At 72.4% G+C, this 17,523-nt stretch carries 12 protein-coding genes; 4 read left to right on the top strand and 8 right to left on the bottom strand.

Features of this window, described 5'->3' with window-relative positions; translation table 11 throughout:
- Together E2C05_RS32845 and E2C05_RS06665 are read left to right on the top strand one after the other, a co-directional pair.
- A partial coding sequence (locus E2C05_RS32845; protein ID WP_205082745.1) for a hypothetical protein occupies positions 1–349 on the top strand: 349 nt, incomplete at its 5' end.
- A gap of 288 nt (positions 350–637) precedes the next feature.
- Positions 638–931, top strand: coding sequence for a hypothetical protein (locus E2C05_RS06665; RefSeq protein WP_133218831.1), 294 nt, complete (start codon positions 638–640; stop codon positions 929–931).
- A gap of 374 nt (positions 932–1,305) precedes the next feature.
- Here E2C05_RS06665 and E2C05_RS06670 read toward each other — a convergent pair whose 3' ends face one another.
- The 6 genes from E2C05_RS06670 to pqqA form a co-directional block, all read right to left on the bottom strand.
- A complete protein-coding gene (locus E2C05_RS06670) occupies positions 1,306–1,587 on the bottom strand; it encodes a hypothetical protein (protein ID WP_133218832.1) in 282 nt (93 codons plus the stop codon).
- A 165-nt stretch (positions 1,588–1,752) separates the two neighbouring features.
- Positions 1,753–2,862: a pyrroloquinoline quinone biosynthesis protein PqqE gene (gene pqqE / locus E2C05_RS06675; RefSeq protein WP_200305231.1), complete on the bottom strand. Its 1,110-nt coding sequence runs from the start codon at positions 2,860–2,862 to the stop codon at positions 1,753–1,755.
- A gap of 58 nt (positions 2,863–2,920) precedes the next feature.
- Entirely contained in the window at positions 2,921–3,196 is a 276-nt protein-coding gene (pqqD, locus tag E2C05_RS06680) for a pyrroloquinoline quinone biosynthesis peptide chaperone PqqD (RefSeq protein ID WP_192912426.1), read from the bottom strand.
- The gene (gene pqqC, locus E2C05_RS06685) at positions 3,193–3,960 is read right to left on the bottom strand and encodes a pyrroloquinoline-quinone synthase PqqC (RefSeq protein ID WP_133218835.1); all 768 of its coding nucleotides are present in this window, start codon (positions 3,958–3,960) and stop codon (positions 3,193–3,195) included. Before pqqC ends, pqqD begins: the two co-directional genes overlap by 4 nt.
- On the bottom strand, positions 3,957–4,892 hold the full coding sequence (gene pqqB / locus E2C05_RS06690; RefSeq protein ID WP_133218836.1) for a pyrroloquinoline quinone biosynthesis protein PqqB: 936 nt from the start codon (positions 4,890–4,892) through the stop codon (positions 3,957–3,959). The genes pqqC and pqqB overlap by 4 nt, the downstream gene beginning before the upstream one ends.
- 225 nt (positions 4,893–5,117) lie before the next feature.
- Positions 5,118–5,198, bottom strand: a complete 81-nt coding sequence (gene pqqA / locus E2C05_RS35395) for a pyrroloquinoline quinone precursor peptide PqqA (RefSeq protein ID WP_133218863.1) — start codon at positions 5,196–5,198, stop codon at positions 5,118–5,120.
- Positions 5,199–5,444: 246 nt separating this feature from the next.
- On the opposite strand from pqqA, the gene E2C05_RS06700 reads away from it, so the two are divergent.
- Both E2C05_RS06700 and E2C05_RS06705 read left to right on the top strand, forming a co-directional pair.
- Positions 5,445–6,473: an aspartate-semialdehyde dehydrogenase gene (locus E2C05_RS06700; RefSeq protein WP_133218837.1), complete on the top strand. Its 1,029-nt coding sequence runs from the start codon at positions 5,445–5,447 to the stop codon at positions 6,471–6,473.
- Positions 6,474–6,594: 121 nt separating this feature from the next.
- Positions 6,595–8,223 carry a hypothetical protein gene (locus tag E2C05_RS06705; protein ID WP_133218838.1) on the top strand — a complete coding sequence of 543 codons (1,629 nt, stop codon included), beginning with the start codon at positions 6,595–6,597 and terminating at the stop codon, positions 8,221–8,223.
- Between the two features lie 3 nt (positions 8,224–8,226).
- Here the strand turns inward: E2C05_RS06705 and E2C05_RS06710 are convergent, their stop codons facing one another.
- The gene (locus E2C05_RS06710; protein WP_133218839.1) at positions 8,227–9,318 is read right to left on the bottom strand and encodes a glycosyltransferase family 2 protein; all 1,092 of its coding nucleotides are present in this window, start codon (positions 9,316–9,318) and stop codon (positions 8,227–8,229) included.
- Positions 9,319–9,400: 82 nt separating this feature from the next.
- Positions 9,401–17,386, bottom strand: coding sequence for a choice-of-anchor L domain-containing protein (locus E2C05_RS06715; RefSeq protein ID WP_133218840.1), 7,986 nt, complete (start codon positions 17,384–17,386; stop codon positions 9,401–9,403).
- Positions 17,387–17,523 lie beyond the last annotated feature (137 nt).

Raw genomic sequence — 17,523 nt, forward strand, 5'->3', positions numbered from 1 at the left:
TCTCGCGGCCTGCCAGGCGCCGCCGGCGCCCACCGCCACGGCCACGCCGGTGCCCGGCGCCAGCGCCGCCGCGCCGGTGGTGCCCGGCACCGCCCGCATCATGGGCGGGTCGAGCAATGCCGACATCCAGCGGATCCCGCAGGGCACCGGCGCGCAGGCGCCGATCGTGCCCGGCACCGGCCGCATCATGGGCGGCATCAGCAATGCCGAGGTGCAGCGGACCACGCCCGGCACCGGCGTGCAGGCCCCCATCGTGCCCGGCACCGGCCGCATCATGGGCGGCATCAGCAATGCCGAGGTGCAGCGCGCCGGCGGCGGCCCGCCCGCCCCGGGCCAGCCGCTGCGCTGAGACCCGCGCGGGAGGGGAGCGAACTCCCCTCCCGCGCCATCCCCCTCCCCTTTTCCGCAGGTCCGCAGGCTGGCACGGCCGGCGCCGCGAAGCGGGCGCCGCGCCCGGAACCACGCCTCCCCGCCTCCCCGGCCGCGCGACGAATCACATGCGGCTGATTTCCGGCGGCGTGATTGGATTTCCGAAACGGCTGACCGGAGGCTTGGGGTGGAACATCCCGGGACGGAGGCACGCAGCGCGTGGCCCCGCGGCCCGGGGATGCCTGCCGCCAGGGTCGGAGATCGGGGGATGGATGGGACGAGCGGAGTGCCGCGGCCGGAACGGCCGGCCGCACCGCGCACGAAGGATGCGCCGCTGCGCGCGGCGCTGGCCAACCGGCGCGGCCGCGCGCTGGACGAAGGCATCGCCGCCGCCTGCTACACGCATGGCGTCCGGCTGGGTCTGGCCGGGGAGCCCCTGCCCGACTGGCTGCCCACCGCGCCACGCTGGGCGCGGGAGGCGCTGGGGACCGGCCATGCCAGCGGCCTGGCGATCCACCGCCGGGAGAAGCGCGGCGATTCGGCCGGCGGCCCGATGCCCTGAGGCTGGCCGCGGAGCCTTGCGCGGAAGCTGCGGCGGCAAGCGCTCGAGCAGATCCCGATCGGGTGGAACCACCTGATCGGGTGGAGATGCTCGTAGATTCCAATGACTAGAGCGGTTGCCGTGCGCCATGGTGAACGGAAACCGCTCCATGGACCCGACGCCGCAGGCCTGTAGCCTTGCCGCGGCCGGGGCGGCTTCGCCCTGGGGGGCCCCCGCCCCGCTCCGCGAGCCGTTCGGGCCGTGTCATCCGGCGGCGCGCCCATCGCCACCGCTCGCCGTCCGGCGCGGCGCGAAGGCGGATCGCGTCGGCGCCTGACACCCGACCCGGGCCTCGGCTGAGGCGGCGCGGGGGCGACCGTCGCCGCCCCCCGGCCTCAGAGCGGGTTGGGCGCCGTCGCGGCGTCGCCCTCATCCGGCATGGCATCGGCAAGGGGATCCACCGGATCATCCCGCCAGCCGGACCGGCGCTCCATGGCCTTGCGAGCGACGAGGGAGGCGCCAACCAGGCCCGCCCCAACGCCGAGGCCGGCCAGGAAGGGGCCGATGCTGGCCAGCATGGCCATGCCGCCCATGGCGGTGCCGGCCATGGTCAGCGGCGCCGCGACCATCGAAAGCGGGCCGGGCAGGCCCGGCGGAGTGCAACGCGGCAGGAACATCGGTCTCTTCCCCTGGGAATGGGCGCGAGGAGGGCCGCCGGCGCCCTGGCCGGGCGGCGACGCCGTGACTCCCCGGCGGGCATCGTCTCGCAACTGCGATCGCTTCGCGGACTCTGAGCAACGCCCTGGAAAGTGGCGCGCCGGGGCGGCGCCGCAACCCCGTGCTCAGCCGGATACCGAGGTCACGTCCCGTCGGGGTTCGCGGTAGGTGAACGCCTCCCCCGCCTCGGCAGCCGCCCCCACCGCCAGCGACAGCACCGCATGGTGCGGCGACAGCGCGCAGGCCGGGTCGGTCGCGGCGGCGTCGCCGGTCAGCGCGAAGGCCTGGCAGCGGCAGCCGCCCCAGTCCCGCTCGGCATGCTCGCAGCCCTGGCAGGGCGCGGGCATCCAGCCGGTGCCGCGGAAGCGGTTGAAGGCCTCGGAGTCCTCCCAGGCCCAGCGCAGCGAGACGTCCCGGACATTCGGGAAGTCGAAGCCCGGCAGGCTTTCCGCGGCATGGCAGGGCAGGACGCGGCCGGCCGGCGAGACCGCCAGGAATTGCCGCCCCCAGCCGCCCATGCAGGCCTTCGGCCGCCTGGCGTAGTAGTCCGGCACGACATAGTCGATGACGAGGCGGCCCTTCAGGTCGCGCCGCGCCGCCTCCACGGTCGCCGTCGCGGCCTCAAGCTGCGCGCGCGTCGGCAGCAGCGCGTCGCGGTTGGCCAGCGCCCAGCCATAGTACTGGACATGCGCCACCTCCAGCCGCCCGGCACCCAGCGCCAGCGCCAGCGCGATCATGTCGGGCAGCCGGTCCAGGTTCTGCCGGTGCACCACCGCGTTCAGCGTCAGCGGCAGGCCGCTGTCATGCACGAGGCGGGCGAATTCCAGCTTCTTCGCGTGCCCGCCGCGATACCCGCCGATGCGGTCGCCCGAGCCCGGCTCGGCATCCTGCACCGAGAGCTGGACGTGCTCGAGCCCGGCCTCGACCAGCGTCTGCAGCTTCGCGTCGCCGGTGAGCACGCCGGAGGTGATGAGGTTGGTGTAGAGCCCGGCCTCGCTGGCCGCCCGCACCAGGTCGGCGATGTCCCGCCGCGCCGTCGGCTCCCCGCCCGAGAGATGCACCTGCAGGCAGCCCAGCGCCGCCGCCTCGCGGAACACCCGCGCCCAGGTGGCGGTGTCCAGCTCCTCCGCCACCCGGGTCAGGTTCACGGGGTTGGAGCAGTAGGGGCAGCGCAGCGGGCAGCGATGGGTGAGTTCGGCCAGCAGCGCGAGCGGGGCAGCGGGGGGCGTGCTCATGCCGCACCATATGGGGTGGCGGGCGCCGCAAGCCCGCCCCGGCATCGCGCGGGAAGCGTCATGCGACGACCACCCCCTTGGCGGCCAGGTCGTCCAGCATGGCGACGACATCCGCCAGGATCTCCTCCCGCGGCGCGGCGAAGCGGGCCGCGAGGTCGTCCACCATCGCATCGACGCTGCGCGCGCCATCCACCAGGCGCAGCACCTCCAGCGCGATCTCGTCGGGGACGAACATCCGCTCCGGCCCCATGACGATCCATTGGCCGCGCGCCTTGTCCTCCCGCAGCTTCATGCCGCGGCCGAGGCGGGGCACGCTGGCGCCGGCGAGGCTCACGGCACCCCGACGGCGGAGGTCAGGGCGGCGCCGTCCGGCCGCCAGGCGCCGGGCGGGACATAGCCCGGCTCGACATAGGCGAAGTGCAGCGCATCCAGCTGCGCCCAGAGCAGGTCGCATTTGAAGCGCAACGCGTCCATCACCTGCTCCTGCTCCGCCCGCGTGCGCGCATGCGCCTTGACGTAGCCGAGGGCGAATTCGACGTCCTGCGGCGCCTGGGTCAGCCGCGGGGTGAAATAGGCCAGCGTCCGTTCCGACACGAAGTCGTAGTTCCGCAGCATGCCGGAGACGCGCTGCGAGATGATGTCCGGCGAGAACATTTCCGTCAGCGACGACGCCACGGCTTCCAGCACGGACCTTGATTTCACGAAATTCACATATGCATCCACGGCGTGCCGCGTCCCCGGCAGCAGCCCGCGCAGCGAGGTGACGTAGTCGCGGTCGAGGCCGAGCCCGTCGGTCAGGATCAGCCAGCGCTCGACGCCGCCCGGCTTCTCGCCGTCGCCGTCATGGTCGACGATCCGCCGCCGCCATTCCCGCCGCAGCTCCGGCGTCGGCAGCCGCCCCAGCACCGCCGCATCCTTCGCCGGGATGCTGGCCTGGTAGTAGTAGCGGTTCAGCGCCCAGGCCTGCACCTGCGGCCGGGTCAGCTTGCCGCCATGCAGCAGGTGATGGAACGGGTGGTGGATATGGTAGCGCTCCTCGCCGATGGCGCGCAGGCGGCGCTCCAGCTCCTCGGGCGGCAGCAACTCGCTCTCCGTCACGGGCTGACCTCCATGCCGTCCCAGGCGACCTCCCAGCCCGCGGCCTCGGCCGCCGCGCGTTCCGGGCTGTCCGCCAGCAGGACCGGGTTGGTGTTGTTGATATGGACCAGGATGCGGCGCCGCACGCCGAGGCCGGCGAAGGCGGCGATGGTGCCCTGCGGCCCGTCGATGCTCATATGCCCCATGCGCGCGCCGGTCTTCGGCCCGGCGCCGGCGCGGATCATCTCGTCGTCCCGCCACAGCGTGCCGTCGAAGAAGACGCAGTCCGCGCCCTCCAGCCGCGCCGCCAGGTCGGGCGGCAGGGCGGCGCAGCCGGGGATCCAGTACAGCGACCGGCCACCGGCCGCGACGCGCAGGCCGATCGTGTCGCCGTCATCGGCCCGGCCCGGGTCCTCGCCCGTCGGCGCCTCCAGGAAGAGCGGCACCTTGCCGGGCACCGCGAAGGCCTCGACCTCCAGCCCCAGCGGCGCGCCTTCGGCATCCGCCAGCGCCAGCGGCCGGTCGAGCGGCAGCGCGCGGCGCGGCACGATGGCCGGGTTCACCGCCTGGAAGATCGGGTTGGCGTCCAGCACCGCCAGCGCCCGGTCGGCGCCATAGAGCGCGAAGGCATGCCGTTCCCGCAGCGTCAGCAGGCCGGCGATGGTGTCCACCTCCGCCCCCGTCAGCACCACGGCGCTGATGGGCGAATGCCGGATGGCGCCCGCCGGCGGCCGCGGATGCAAGGCGGGGGTGGCGATGATCTGCTGCCGCAGGTCGGGCGCGGCGTTCAGCAGCACCCAGCGCAGGCCATCGGCCGAGACGGCCAGGGAGGCCTGGCTGCGCATCGGCGCGGCGGGGTCGCCGGCCAGGGCCCGGCGGCAGCCCGGCCCGGCCGAGTTCCATTGCGGGAAGCCGCCGCCGGCGGCGGCGCCGAGGACGATGGCGCGCAGCATGCCCGGACCCTCAGGCGATGCGCGGGCGGGCGGCGCGGCGGGCCATGCGTGTCTCCTCCTCCGGCCACTGCGGGCCTTGCGGCGGGGAGACTAGGGCGGCGCGGCGGCCGCGGCCAACCCCGCCCTTGGTCCGGTCCGGCCGGGGCATGAAAAACCCCGCCGCCGGCATCCCGGCAGCGGGGCTTCCCGTCGGCGGCACCGGCCCAAGGGGGGCCGGCGAGCCCGTCAGCCGATGTCGGCGCAGGCGTAGCTGTTGATCTCGAGCGCGAGGGAGACTTCCGTGACGCGCGGCTTCTTCCAGGCCATGGGGTCCTCCGTGACGGCGGTGATCGCCTGCTGTCATAGTGGGGGGCCGCCGCCGCCAGATCAAGCGAAGCCTGCAGGCCGCCGGCGCCGCCCCGCCCCGCATCCTTGAACCCGGCCGGCGCCGCGCCTAAGCAGTCGGCGCGGCCCGGCGCGGCCCGGCGCGCCCGGCGGCCAGCCTGCCCGGGAAGGCCCGGCGGCTCCCCCGCCGACCACACGCAGAGCCGATCACACGAACAGGAGAGACGCATGGCCTACCGGGTCGCGGTCGTCGGCGCCACCGGCGCGGTGGGGCGGGAGATCCTGAAAACCCTGGCGGAGCGGGACTTCCCGGTGCGGGAGGTGGTGGCGCTCGCCTCCGGCCGCTCCGTCGGGATCGAGGTCTCCTTCGGCGAGAAATCGGTGCTGAAGGTCCAGGCGCTGGAGCGCTTCGACTTCAAGGGCACCGACATCGCGCTGTTCTCCCCGGGCGCCAGCGTCTCCGCCGTGCATGCGCCGCGCGCCGCCGCCGCCGGCTGCGTCGTCATCGACAACACCAGCCAGTTCCGCATGGAACCCGACGTGCCCCTGGTGGTGCCGGAGGTGAACCCGCAGGCGCTGAAGCGCTTCGAGAAGCGGCGGATCATCGCCAACCCGAACTGCTCCACCATCCAGATGGTGGTCGCCCTCAAGCCGCTGCACGACATCGCCCGCGTCAAGCGGGTGGTGGTCGCCACCTACCAGTCGGTCTCCGGCGCGGGGAAGGAGGCGATGGACGAGCTGTTCAACCAGACCCGGTCCATCTTCGTGAACGACCCGACGGTGCCGGAGCAATTCCCCAAGCCCATCGCCTTCAACTGCATCCCGCATATCGACCGCTTCCTCGACGACGGCGCGACGAAGGAGGAATGGAAGATGGCGGCGGAGACGCGGAAGATCCTCGACCCCGACATCGCCGTCATCGCCACCTGCGTCCGCGTGCCGGTCTTCATCGGCCATGCCGAGGCGGTGCATGTGGAGTTCGAATCCCCCATCACCGAGGAACAGGCGGAGGAGGCGCTGCGCGACGCCCCGGGCGTCCAGCTGGTCGACAAGCGGGAGGACGGCGGCTACGTGACCCAGGTGGATGCGGCCGGCGAGGATGCGGTCTATGTCAGCCGCCTGCGCCAGGACCCGACGGTGCCGCATGGCCTGGCCTTCTGGTGCGTCGCAGACAACCTGCGCAAGGGCGCGGCACTGAACGCGGTGCAGATCGCCGAGGCGCTGCACGAACAGGGCCTGATCCAGCCGCGCCGCTGACGGGCGCGGGAGGCCGCTTCACGTTCGGGATGGATGCCTCCCGCCCCCGCCGCCCAGGGCCTATGTTGCACCGCAATGCAGGGCGCCGCCTGGCGCGCCTGCCCGAGCGGAGCCCGACCCGATGCGCCGTGCCGGCCCCCTTCCCGCGGTCCTGGCGCTGGTGCTGGCCGCCCTGCTGGTGCCGGTGGCCATCACCCATCTGCCGCCGCTCTACGACTACCCCAACCATCTCTCGCGGCTCTGGCTGATCGGCGGCGGGGCGGCCACGCCGCCGCTGTCCGGCATCTACGCCGTGGAATGGTCGGCGCTGACCAATATCGGCATCGACCTGCTGGCGGTGCCGCTGACCCGGATCTTCCCGGCCGAGGCGGTGGCGAAGCTCTATCTCGGCCTCGGCATCGTCCTGGTGCCGCTGGGCGCGGCGCTGCTGCACCGGGCGCTGCATGGCCGGCTGCACTGGTGGTCCCTGGCCTTCCCGGTGCTGGTCTGGAACGGCGCGGTGCTGGCGGGCTTCCTGAATTTCCAGATCGCCATGGGCCTCGCTTTGGTCTTCGCCGCCGCCGATCCCTGGCTGGCGCGGCGCGGCCAGGCGGCGCTGCTGCCGGCGCGGGCGCTGGCCGCGGCGCTGCTGGTGGTGGTGCACCTGTTCGGCCTGGTGTTCTATGCCGCCCTGCTCTGCGGCCTGGCGCTGGGACCGGACCTGCGGGCGCTGCGCCACCGCGCCGGGCTGCGCGCCGCGGCGCTGCGCCTGTTGCCGGTGGTCGGCCTGGTGGTGCTGGTGCTGGGCGCCTTCCTGCTGACCGCCCCCGCCCTGCCGGGCGCGCATGCGGCGGCGAATGCCGGCTCCGTGCTCGGCGACATCCGCGCCGGGCTGGAGACGCTGTTCGCCCGACACAAGCTGAAATCGGCGCTGTCCTGGATCTGGACCTACCACCTGCCGACGGATGCGGCGGTGCTGCTGCTGCTGGCCGTGCCGCCGGCGCTGGCCCTGTGGCGCGGCCGGCTGCATGCGCATGGCGGGCTGCTGCTGGTGGCGCTGGCGCTGGTGCTGCTGTTCCTGGTCACGCCCTTCCGGCTAGCCGGCACCTTCTGGGTGGACCGCCGCTTCGCCTATATGGCGCCCTTCGTGCTGGCGGTGGCGCTGCGGCCCGAGGTGCCGGCGGCGCTGCTGCGGCCGGCCGCGACGCTGCTGCTGGCGCTGGGGCTGGGCCGCGCCGGCTTCATCGGCCTGGCCTGGCAGGCGCGGCAGGCGGATGTGGCGGCGGTGGAGCGCGTGCTGGCGCTGGTGCCGCCGGGCGCCGCCATCCTGCCCTTCACCCATGTGCCGCCGCCGCGCGACTACGGTCCTTTCGGCCGGCATTTCAGCGGCGGCGAGCCGAGCTACGGCCACTACCCCACCATCGCAATCCGCACCCGCCAGGCCTTCGTGCCGACGCTGTTCACCGCCCGCGGCAAGCAGCCGCTGCGCGTGCTGCCGCCCTGGAACGGCATCGCCGTGCCAGAGGGCTGGCTGGTGACGCCGAACATCCTGGCGGATGCGGAGTTGCAGCGCCGCATGGGGTGGGAGGCGCCCTATGCCCGGCTCTGGCGCGAGCGCTTCGACTACATCCTGGTGGTGAATGCCGACATGCCGGACCATTACGGCCCCTTCCGGCCGCCGGAGGGCGTGGCGCTGCTGGCCGACGCGGGCTTCGCGCAGCTCTGGCGCATCGACCGCAGCCCGCCGGCGGCGACCGCTGCGCGGGAGTGAGGCTCAGCCGCCGGCGCGACGGCCCGGCGGCACATCCTGGTCGTTCGCCGCCACCACCTCCAGCCCGCGCACAGCGTCCCAGACCTCCCGCTGCATGCCGGGGGCGAGGCCGCTGAACTCCATGGGCAGGCGGTGGTCGGCGCCGCCCGCCACCACGCGGTCGATGAGGAAGAGCGGCCGTGCCTTGGCTTCCTGGAACAGGCGGCCGACATATTCGCCCTGGATGCCGAGCACGATGAGCTGCACCGCGCCGAAGACCACGATGGCGGTCATGGTGCTGGACCAGCCGATGACGGTCGCCCCCAGCACCCATTGCCACAGCGTGTAGAGCAGCAGCAGCAGGCCGAGCCCGGCGGCGATCAGCCCGAGATAGGTGGCGTAGCGCAGCGGCCCGACCGAGAAGCTGGTGATCGCATCCACCGCGAACTGGATCATCTTGCGCAGCGGGTACTTGCTGTGGCCGGCGAAGCGCGACTGCCGTTCGTATTGCAGCGCCACCTGCCGTCCGCCCACCCAGCTGACCAGCCCGCGCAGGAAGCGCTGCCGTTCCGGCATCGCCACCAGCACGTCCACCACGCGGCGGCGCATCAGCCGGAAATCGCCGGTGTCGCGCGGGATCGGCACGGCGGCCAGCCGCGACAGCAGCCGGTAGAAGGCGAAGGCGGTGGCCTTCTTGAACCAGGTCTCGGCATGGCGGGCGGTGCGCTGGCCGAAGACCACGTCCGCGCCCTCGTCCATCCGGGCCATCATCGGCGCCAGCAGCTCCGGCGGGTCCTGCAGGTCGGCGTCGATCAGCATCACCCGGCCGCCGCGCGCCAGCGCCAGGCCGGCGCTGGCCGCCAGCTGGTGGCCGTGGTTGCGCATCAGCCGCACGCCGACGACATGCGGGTCCTGCCGCGCGATCTCCTCGATCAGCCCCCAGGTCCCGTCGCGGGACCCGTCATCCACCAGCACGATCTCGAAGCTGTCGCCGCAGCTCCCGCGTGCCGCGGCGGCGGCGCGCTGGTGGAATTCGCGGAGGCATTCCGCTTCATTGTAGCAGGGGGCGACGATGCTGACGGCGGGAGCCCCGCCGGATGTGCTGCTGCTGTCCATGCGCCTGCGACCGATGCCGCACAGGCGATAGGATCGGCGCCGCCGCCGGGCAATGCACGTTGCCCGGCGCGGCGCCGGCCCGTCAGAAGATCCAGTCGGCGCCGGGCGCCGGGGCGGGCGCCACGACCGGGTTGCGGGCCAGTAGGACCAGGTCGTCCACCGACCAGCCGCCGGACTGCCCGACCAGCGACCCGAAGGTGATCCGGTCCGCGCCGGCGGCGGCGAAGGCGGCGAAGAAGCCGCCGGCATCGAAGCCGCCGGCCGCGCCGTTCACCAGCACCGTGCCGGCGCGGAAATCGACCTTCACCGCCGTCCCGTCCGCCAGGTCGCCCAGCACCAGCTCCCCGGCCGAGGCATCCTGCACGAAGCCGCCGCGCGCCGCGCCGTTGGTGTCGCGCATCGTCACGCCGTCGCTGTCCAGCACTACGCCGACCGCGCCGCCGGTGGTGCGGACGACGAAGCTGGCGGCATCCAGCGTGCGGCCCTGCTGCAGGGCGAAGCCGATGCTCTCCCCGCCGTTCAGCCGCTGCGCATTGCCGCCCAGGTCCCAGCCGGTGCCGCCGAGGAAGCCGAAGCCGAGCGGGCCGGAGAAGGTGACGAAATTCGCCGGGCCGTCGCCTTCGGTCACCGCCGGTGCCAGGATGTTCGGGTTGGCCGGGCCGAGGCCGGTGATGACGACCGGGTCGTCCGCCGCATCCAGCGTGCGGGTCACGTCGCTGATGCGGCCGCCGCCCGCCATGTCCGCCAGGTTCGCCGCCACCACGCCGGGGCCGACGCGCAGGTCGCCGGTGCTGTCCGCCCGGCCGGTCTGCGCGCCGTCGATGCCGTCCGACAGGTCGATGCCCAGCGCGGTGACGGCCGGGGCCTTGCCGCGGAAGGCCAGCAGCTGCTGCCATTCGCTGCCGGTGAAGTCCAGCACCGCCGGCCCGCCGCCCTCATAGCCGGGCACGGTCTTGGCCGGCAGGCTGCGGGTGGCGAGTTGCGCCGCGTCCGTCACCGCCTCGAATTGCGGGCCGGTGCTGCCGCCATTCTCGAAGCCGACGGCGCGGATGCCGAACCAGAGCTGCTCGACCGCGAAGGGCACTTCCTGCACCGGCAGAACGATGGTCGGCTGGTCTTCCGGCAGGGTGCCGCCATCGACCGTCACATCCACCTTCTCGACCCGGTCGCCGTCATCCTTGAAGTCCTGCGGCGCCTTGACGTCGATGTTGCGCTTCGTCGGCCCGTCCGGGTCGAACACGATGGTCACCGGCCTGCCGGGGCCGTTGCCCAGGTCGATGCCGTCGGTCGGGTCCAGCGTGACCGTGACCGGCGCGTCCAGCCGGCCGCCGGGCGGCACCGTCACCTCCACATGCAGCGTGCCGGTGCCGCCTTCCTTCAGCGGGCCTTCCGGGCTGCGGATGATCACATCCGGCTTCCAAAAGCCCTTCAGGCTGCCGCCGCGCACCAGGATGGCGCTGTCCAGCAGCGCGTCGCGCACATCCTCCACCTCGATCCGCAGCTCGTTCACCTCCCCGGCCTTCACCGGGGCGACGAAGCGCAGCACCTTGCTGTAGGCATCGGCGCGGGTCTCCGCCGCGGCCGGGCCGGTGCCGACCGGGTTCAGCACCAGGTCGCTGCCGCGCTGCGGGCTGCTGCCGAACAGGTTGAGGTAGCTGAGCGCGATGCCCTGCCCACCGGGCGGGGCATAGAGGTTGTCGATGGTGGCGAAGGACCCGTCGCTGAGCCTCGCCAGGTTGGCGCCGTTCACCTTGATGCGGAAGCTGTCGTTGAAGCCGGACTGCGCCCATTCCGTCAGCTCCTCCGTCGCCAGCGCGAATTCGAAGGCGATGGCGTTGACCGAGGCATCCGGGGTGAAGCGGTAGACCAGCGCGGTGCTGTCGCCATCGAGGCCCGGCAGGCCGAGATCGGTGCTGAGATCGGCCTTCGGCGCGAGCCGGTTGGAGGACGCGGTGATGCCGGCCGAGAGCTGTTCGCCGGCGCCGCCGAATTCCACGGCGTAGAGGTAGAGCGGCCCGTCGCCGGGCAGCGCCGCCTTCAGGTCGAAGCCGATCGACCCGCCATCGCCGAGGGTGAGGGCGCCGAACCCGCCGGACCCGTCGACCGCCAGCGGGTTGCGGCCATCGATGGCATCGAGCGTCGCCTGGGCGAAGACCGGCAGGCCGTTGAGCGCGCCGAGCAGGTCGCGTGCATTGATGAAGTCGCCCGGGCCGCTGGTGGGCCGCTGGGTGCCGGGGATGAATCGCACATTCGCGGCGTCGAAGGCGAAGGCGTCGAGCCGCGGCAGGCTGCCGAGATCCGCCACCGAGGCGAGGTTGACGCGGCTGAGGAAGACCGCGTCGAGGTCGAAGCCGCTGGCGATGCCGTTGGCGCCGCCGCTGCCGGCGCTCTGGTCCTTCAGGATCAGCGAGTTGAGGTCGAAGCCGAGGCTCGACAGGTCCGCCTTGAACAGCCGCGCGGCCTGCGCATTCGCGGTGGTGATGTCGCCGACCAGGGTGAAGGGGCGGTTCACGCTCTGGATGGCGCTGGTGCCGCCATCCTCCTCGTTCGGCCCGGCCAGGTCGGCGACCCGGCCGGTGGAGAGCACGATGCCGGAGCCGAGGCCGAAGGGATCGCCGTCGAAGGTGCCGAAGGCAATGGAGCTGCCTTCGAGGAGAAGCTGGCCACCGCCGATGCCGGCCGCGCCGCCGGCGAAGAGCGCATCGCGCAGCACCGTCGTGTCGCCGGTCTGCGTCACCCAGGCGGCGGGGGCGGCGCTGGCCGCCAGGGCGGCGCGGCCCGCCGGGGACGGGGCGGGCGCGATCGGCGCCGCGCCGGGCTCCAGCGGCGTGTCGAAGCGCGCATCGGCGATCGCCAGCTCCGCCGAGACGGCGACGCCATCGGTGTTCAGCGCGCCGCGCTGCGCCGTGGTCAGCAGGGAGTCGAGCGTGCCGTAGCGGATATAGGGCGCGGTCAGGCTGAGCCCGGTGACGCCCTGGATCTCGGCGATGAGCTCATCGGCCGCCGAATTCACCCCGATCTCGAACCCGCTGCCGAAGCCGAGGCCGTCCCGCAGATAGAGGAAGGTGGAACCGCCCTGCTCGACCAGCCGGTAGTTGGCGGCAGTGCCCCCCAGCTGCAGCCGGTCGCCCTCCGCCACGTCGAAATCGGTGACGACGGCGCGGTTGTCGGTGGAGAAGAAGCTGCTGAAGATCGACCCGTCGCTGTCGGTGTAGAGCACCACCGGGCTGGCCGAGAAGAACCGGTCGAAGCCGAGGACGAAGGTATCCGCATCCGCGCCGCCGGTCAGCCGGTCCACCTCCCTGACATCGGTGATGGTGTTGTTGGCGAAGCTGCGGATGGAGGTGACCGCGCCGCCGATCAGGATGTCGCTGCCGGCGCCGCCCAGCAGCGTATCGCTGCCGGTCTTGCCCCAGAGCAGGTCGTCGCCGTCGCGCCCTTCCAGGATGTCGGCGCCGCGGCGGCTGGCCGTCCCTTCCTCGAACCCGCGGTCGCGGCCGAGCAGCAATTCGGTGCCGGCCAGGATATCGCCGAAGCCGGTGCCAATGACCGACAGCCGCTCGATATTGGTGAAGGTGACGCCATCCGGGCCGACCACATAGGTGCCCGAATTGGTCTCGAGCGGCACCTCGACCTGGCCGGCCTCGGAATCCGGGTTCCCGGTGAGGAAGAAGTAGGGCGTCGTGCTGATGCCGGTGCGGCCGATGGCGGCCTGCTCCGCGCCGCTGTAGTCCAGCACCAGCAGGTCGCCCGGGTTGCGCAGGATGAACGCACCATCCTCGCCGTCGAGGAAGCCGAGGAAATTGCTGTCGCCTTCCGGCAGCGCCTCGGGGCCGAATTCCAGCCCGCCATCGACGAAATCCGTCCCCAGCCCGGGGCGGATCTCGTCGACGCCGGCGCCGGTGGAGATGATGTTGTCCACCCGGCCCTGCTGCTCGACCAGGTCGTCGCCGAAGCCGGTGGCGATGGCGATGGCGCCGAGGACCTCGAAATTCCGCACCACTGTGCCGTTGGCCAGCAGCAGGTTCACGCCGTTGAACTCGGCCGTGCCGTCGGTGCCCACCAGGATGATGTCCTGGAAGGACTGGCCGGCGGAGAAATGCAGCAGGTCGATGCCGCGGCCGCCATCGAGGAAACGCACCACCTCCGGCGCGAAATCGGTCAGGGTGCGGCTGAGCGTGGTGCCGGACCCGACGGTGTCATTGCCCGCGCCGGCCAGCACCTGGTCGGACCCGGTGCCGGCCAGGACGAAGTCGTCGCCGTCCTGCGTCACCACCACATCGTCGCCGCTGCCGGCGAAGACCTGGTCGGCGACGCGAGTGCCGACGACGCTCAGGGATTCGATGTTGGAGAACACGACGGCGTCGAACAGCCCGTCGCCGCGACCCCGGACGATGAAGCCGGGGGCAAGGAAGCTGGTGGAATAGCCGCCGAACAGCCCGCCGCCGGTATCCTCGACCGAGTAGTCGATGAACATCCGGTCGTTGCCGCCGAGGCCGTCGACCACGTCGCCGAACACCGCGGTGCGGCTCAGCCCCGGATAGATCCAGTTGCTGCCGTCGTCGCCGACCAGGACATCGCTGAAGCCGGAGCCGTAGAGATCCTCGACCGAGAGGAAGGTGTCGCCCTGCGCATCGGCGAAGGCGCCGGTATTCGCCGCCAGGTTGACCGAGACCGCGCCGGGCGATTCGCGGTAGTCGGCGGCGTCGAAGCCGGCGCCGCCCGACAGGGCATCCGCCCCGGCATTGCCGGCCAGCGTGTCGTTGCCGCCGCCGCCCGCGATCAGGTCGCTGCCGCCGCGGCCCCAGATGCGGTTGTAGCCGGCATCGCCCGCCAGCTGGTCGCCGGAATTGGTGCCTTCCAGGTCCTCGATGCTGCTGTACTCGGGCCGGTCGACCAGGACCGGCCGGCCGAGCGTGTCGATCCCCGGCACCTGCGCCCGGGTCACCGGGTCGGCGCCGCCCGGCAGCCCGTCCAGCCGCGCCACGACGCCGCCATCCGCCTTGCGGATATAGCTCAGCAGGTCGCGCTCGGCGCTGCCCAGCAGCCCGCCGCCATTGATCTCTACGGCGCCGCCGAAGGCGTAGATGGTGTCCGCCCCCTCCCCGCCGCGCAGCCTGTCTGCCCCGCCGCCGCCGGTCAGGACATCATTGCCGAACCAGCCATCCAGGATGTTGTCGGCGCCGTTGCCCGTCAGCTCGTCGTCCCAGGCGGTGCCGGCGACATTCTCGATGCTGAGGTAACGGTCGCCCTGGGCATGGCCGTCCCAGCCGCGGCCCTGCGCCAGGTCGACGCGGACGCGATAGTTGCTCTCGAAATAGGCGGTGGAATCGGTGCCGCCATCGCCCTGCAGGTTGTCAGCCCCCGCGCCGCCCTGCAGCTGGTCGTCCAGCCCGCCGCCATAGAGCAGGTCGTTGCCGTCGCGGCCATTCAGCCGGTTCACCGCATTGGCGGCGCCGAACACCGTGTCGTCGAAATTGGTGAGGATGAACTCCTCGGCATTGCGGATGACGTCGCCCTGCGCGTCGCCGAGCTGGCCGATGAAGGTGTTGTTCGGCCCCGGCTGGGCCAGCAGGCGCACGCCGGTCGGGCTGTTCTCGTAGCTGACCTGGTCGAAGCCGTCGCCGGCATCCAGCAGGTCGGCGCCGGCGCCGCCCTCGAGCAGGTCGTTGCCCTCGTCGCCGAAGATCTCGTCATTGCCGGCATTGCCGTAGAGCCGGTCGTCGCCGGCCGGGCCGGCGCCCAGGTCGCCATGCAGGGTGTCGTTCCCCGCGCCGCCCACCACCAGGTCGCCATCGGCGCCGCCGGCCAGGTCGGCATTCACCGTCACATCGGCCGAGACCACCACATAGTCCCGCCCCGCCCCCATGCGGGCGAGGATCAGCGTCGGGTCGGGCTTGCCGCCGAGCGCGGCGCCGAAGGCCTTGGTGAGGGTATAGGCCTCCACCGCCAGCGCGCCGGGGATGCGGTTGCCATCGGCATCCACCGCATAGCCGACCCGGAAGCTCTCGTCGCCATCGGTGCCGGCGACGTCGTTGATCTGCCGGAAGCCGGCGCGCTCGCCGGCATTCAGCGCCAGGGTGCCGGCCGGCACGCCGCTGGCATCCGGGCCCAGCGTGGCCAGGTCGGTGTCCGGCTGGGTGGTGGGCGGCGGGCAGCCGAATTCGAAGGTGGCCAGCGTCACCTCGGCCAGGGTGAAGCGCGCGGTGGTCGAGAAGAAGCCGAGGTCGATGGTGAAGGCAGCGAAGATCTCGGCGGAGAATTTCCCCTTGATCGGGTCGAAGACGCAGTCGCCCAGCAGCTGCTCGAGATACAGCTTGTTGTCGGCGCCGTCGAAGAAGGCCTCCAGCCCGGATTTCAGGCCGCCGCCCACCTCGACCGAGGCGATGCCGATGCTGATGGCGGCCGAGGCGTCGATGCCGACGGTGATGGTCGCCGCCGGCTCGAACCCGCCCTCGGGCTTCGCCTTGGTGGTGAAGTAGAAGCCCTTGGCGAGGTCGCCGGTCGCCAGCCCGCTGCTGTCATAGCCGATGTCGAAATCCACCAGCCCGGAGAAATTGCCGCCGAGCTTCAGGCCGATGGGACCGACGATGGGGAAGAAGAAGCTGAAATCGCCGCGCACCGGCAGCGACGGCACGTCATAGGTAATGAGGTCGACCGTGCGATTGCCGGTCAGCAGGTCGACGATCGTCTCCGGCTTCGACAGCAGCGGGATGGTGACGCCCGCATCCGACAGGAAATCCACCAGCGGCTGGGTGGCGCCGAGGCCCGGGCGGGTGCCCGGCACGCCGGTCAGCTGGTCCTTCGCGGCATCCCGCACCGCGCTCAGCGGGTCCGTCGCCGGCGGGGTATAGGCCGGCGCCGGCGGCGCCCCGGCCGGCGCGAGGCCCGGCGCCCCCCTGGCCCCGGCACCGCCGGTCAGGACGATGTCGCCGAGGTCGATCTTCGTCCCGTCGCCGCCGCCGGCCTGCTTGAAGCCGTCGATGTAGCCGAGCGCGGTGGCGAAGGCGTTCAGCGGGTCCTTCAGGTCGGGGAAGCGCGTCGCCACCAGGTCCAGCAGGGTGATGGTGCCATCGCCCTCGCCGCCCTTGCCGCCGATATTGTCGAAGACCGGCCGCAGGCCGAGCAGGCCGAAGCCGTCATCGACGATCGGCAGCTTCGCCGTCACCGCATCGATCAGCGGGCCGATCGGGAAGGTGTCCAGCACATCGGCGATGGGGTCGAGCACGCCGCCGAGGAACTTGAACAGCCCGCCGAGGTCGAGCGTGATGTCCTGCAGTTCGACCGTCGGCGCGGCCTTGTCCGGGCCGAGGAAGTCGTAATCGACCACCAGGTCGGTGCTGATGGTCGGCAGGATGTCGGCGGCCAGCTTGGTGGTCAGGCCGACATCCAGCGCCACCTTGTCGTCCAGCACGGTGGTCGAAGTGGCGGCGTCCAGCGCGCCGGTGGCGAAGGTGATGTCGGCGCCCGCAGTGATCTCCGGCGCTGCCGGCCCGGGCGGCGTGGCGACCGAGACGCTGAGGACCGCGAGCTTCGCCTCCGCCGCAAGGGTGATATCGGCCGCGAGGTCGACGGAAAGCTGCGGCGCATCCGCCTTGACGACGGTGACCTCGTCCGTCGCCGGGTCGTAGCGCAGGACGAGGTCGAGGCCGGCGACGACCGCGGTGTCCACCTTGCCCGAGGCATCGAAGGACAGCAGGCCGCCGAGGTCGAGCGAGGGCAGCGCCTGCTGCGCCAGCGGGATGCTGTCCCTGGCCTTCAGCGTCACGGTGACGCTGCCGTCGCCGGCCAGCGTGGCGGCGACGCCGAGATCGGCACTGTCGACGATGTCGTCGAGGGCGGTGACCAGCGCGGCATCCGCCGCATCCCCGGCCGCGAGGGGCGCGAGGGCGGTGGAGATCGCGCCCTGCAGCTCGTCGAAGACCTTGCCGGCGACCAGCCCCTGCAGGACCGGCGCGCCGTTCAGCAGCGGCAGGTCGATGCCGGTGAGCGTGCCGATCGCCGTCCCGGCCAGGGTGGCGAAGACCGAGTCGAGCTGCGTGCGGAAGTCGCCAATCGTTGCGGTCAAGCAAAATCTCCCCGGGCGTCGGTCTGCAATGCCGTATTGGCGCAAATCAAGGTCGGGGCCGCGATCGCTGCGGGTCCTGGCCTCCACCAGACCCTATCGAACAGTTAATAAACTCGATGTGTCAAGCAACTCACGGG

The sequence above is a fragment of the Paracraurococcus ruber genome (assembly GCF_004353985.1).
In the GTDB taxonomy this organism is placed as follows: domain Bacteria; phylum Pseudomonadota; class Alphaproteobacteria; order Acetobacterales; family Acetobacteraceae; genus Paracraurococcus; species Paracraurococcus ruber.

Coding starts and splice junctions, on each gene's coding strand:
- E2C05_RS06665 (WP_133218831.1), top strand. CDS start 638: ATGGATGGGACGAGCGGAGTGCCGCGGCCGGAACGGCCGGCCGCACCG.
- E2C05_RS06670 (WP_133218832.1), bottom strand. CDS start 1,587: ATGTTCCTGCCGCGTTGCACTCCGCCGGGCCTGCCCGGCCCGCTTTCG.
- pqqE (WP_200305231.1), bottom strand. CDS start 2,862: ATGAGCACGCCCCCCGCTGCCCCGCTCGCGCTGCTGGCCGAACTCACC.
- pqqB (WP_133218836.1), bottom strand. CDS start 4,892: ATGCTGCGCGCCATCGTCCTCGGCGCCGCCGCCGGCGGCGGCTTCCCG.
- pqqA (WP_133218863.1), bottom strand. CDS start 5,198: ATGGCCTGGAAGAAGCCGCGCGTCACGGAAGTCTCCCTCGCGCTCGAG.
- E2C05_RS06700 (WP_133218837.1), top strand. CDS start 5,445: ATGGCCTACCGGGTCGCGGTCGTCGGCGCCACCGGCGCGGTGGGGCGG.
- E2C05_RS06705 (WP_133218838.1), top strand. CDS start 6,595: ATGCGCCGTGCCGGCCCCCTTCCCGCGGTCCTGGCGCTGGTGCTGGCC.
- E2C05_RS06710 (WP_133218839.1), bottom strand. CDS start 9,318: ATGGACAGCAGCAGCACATCCGGCGGGGCTCCCGCCGTCAGCATCGTC.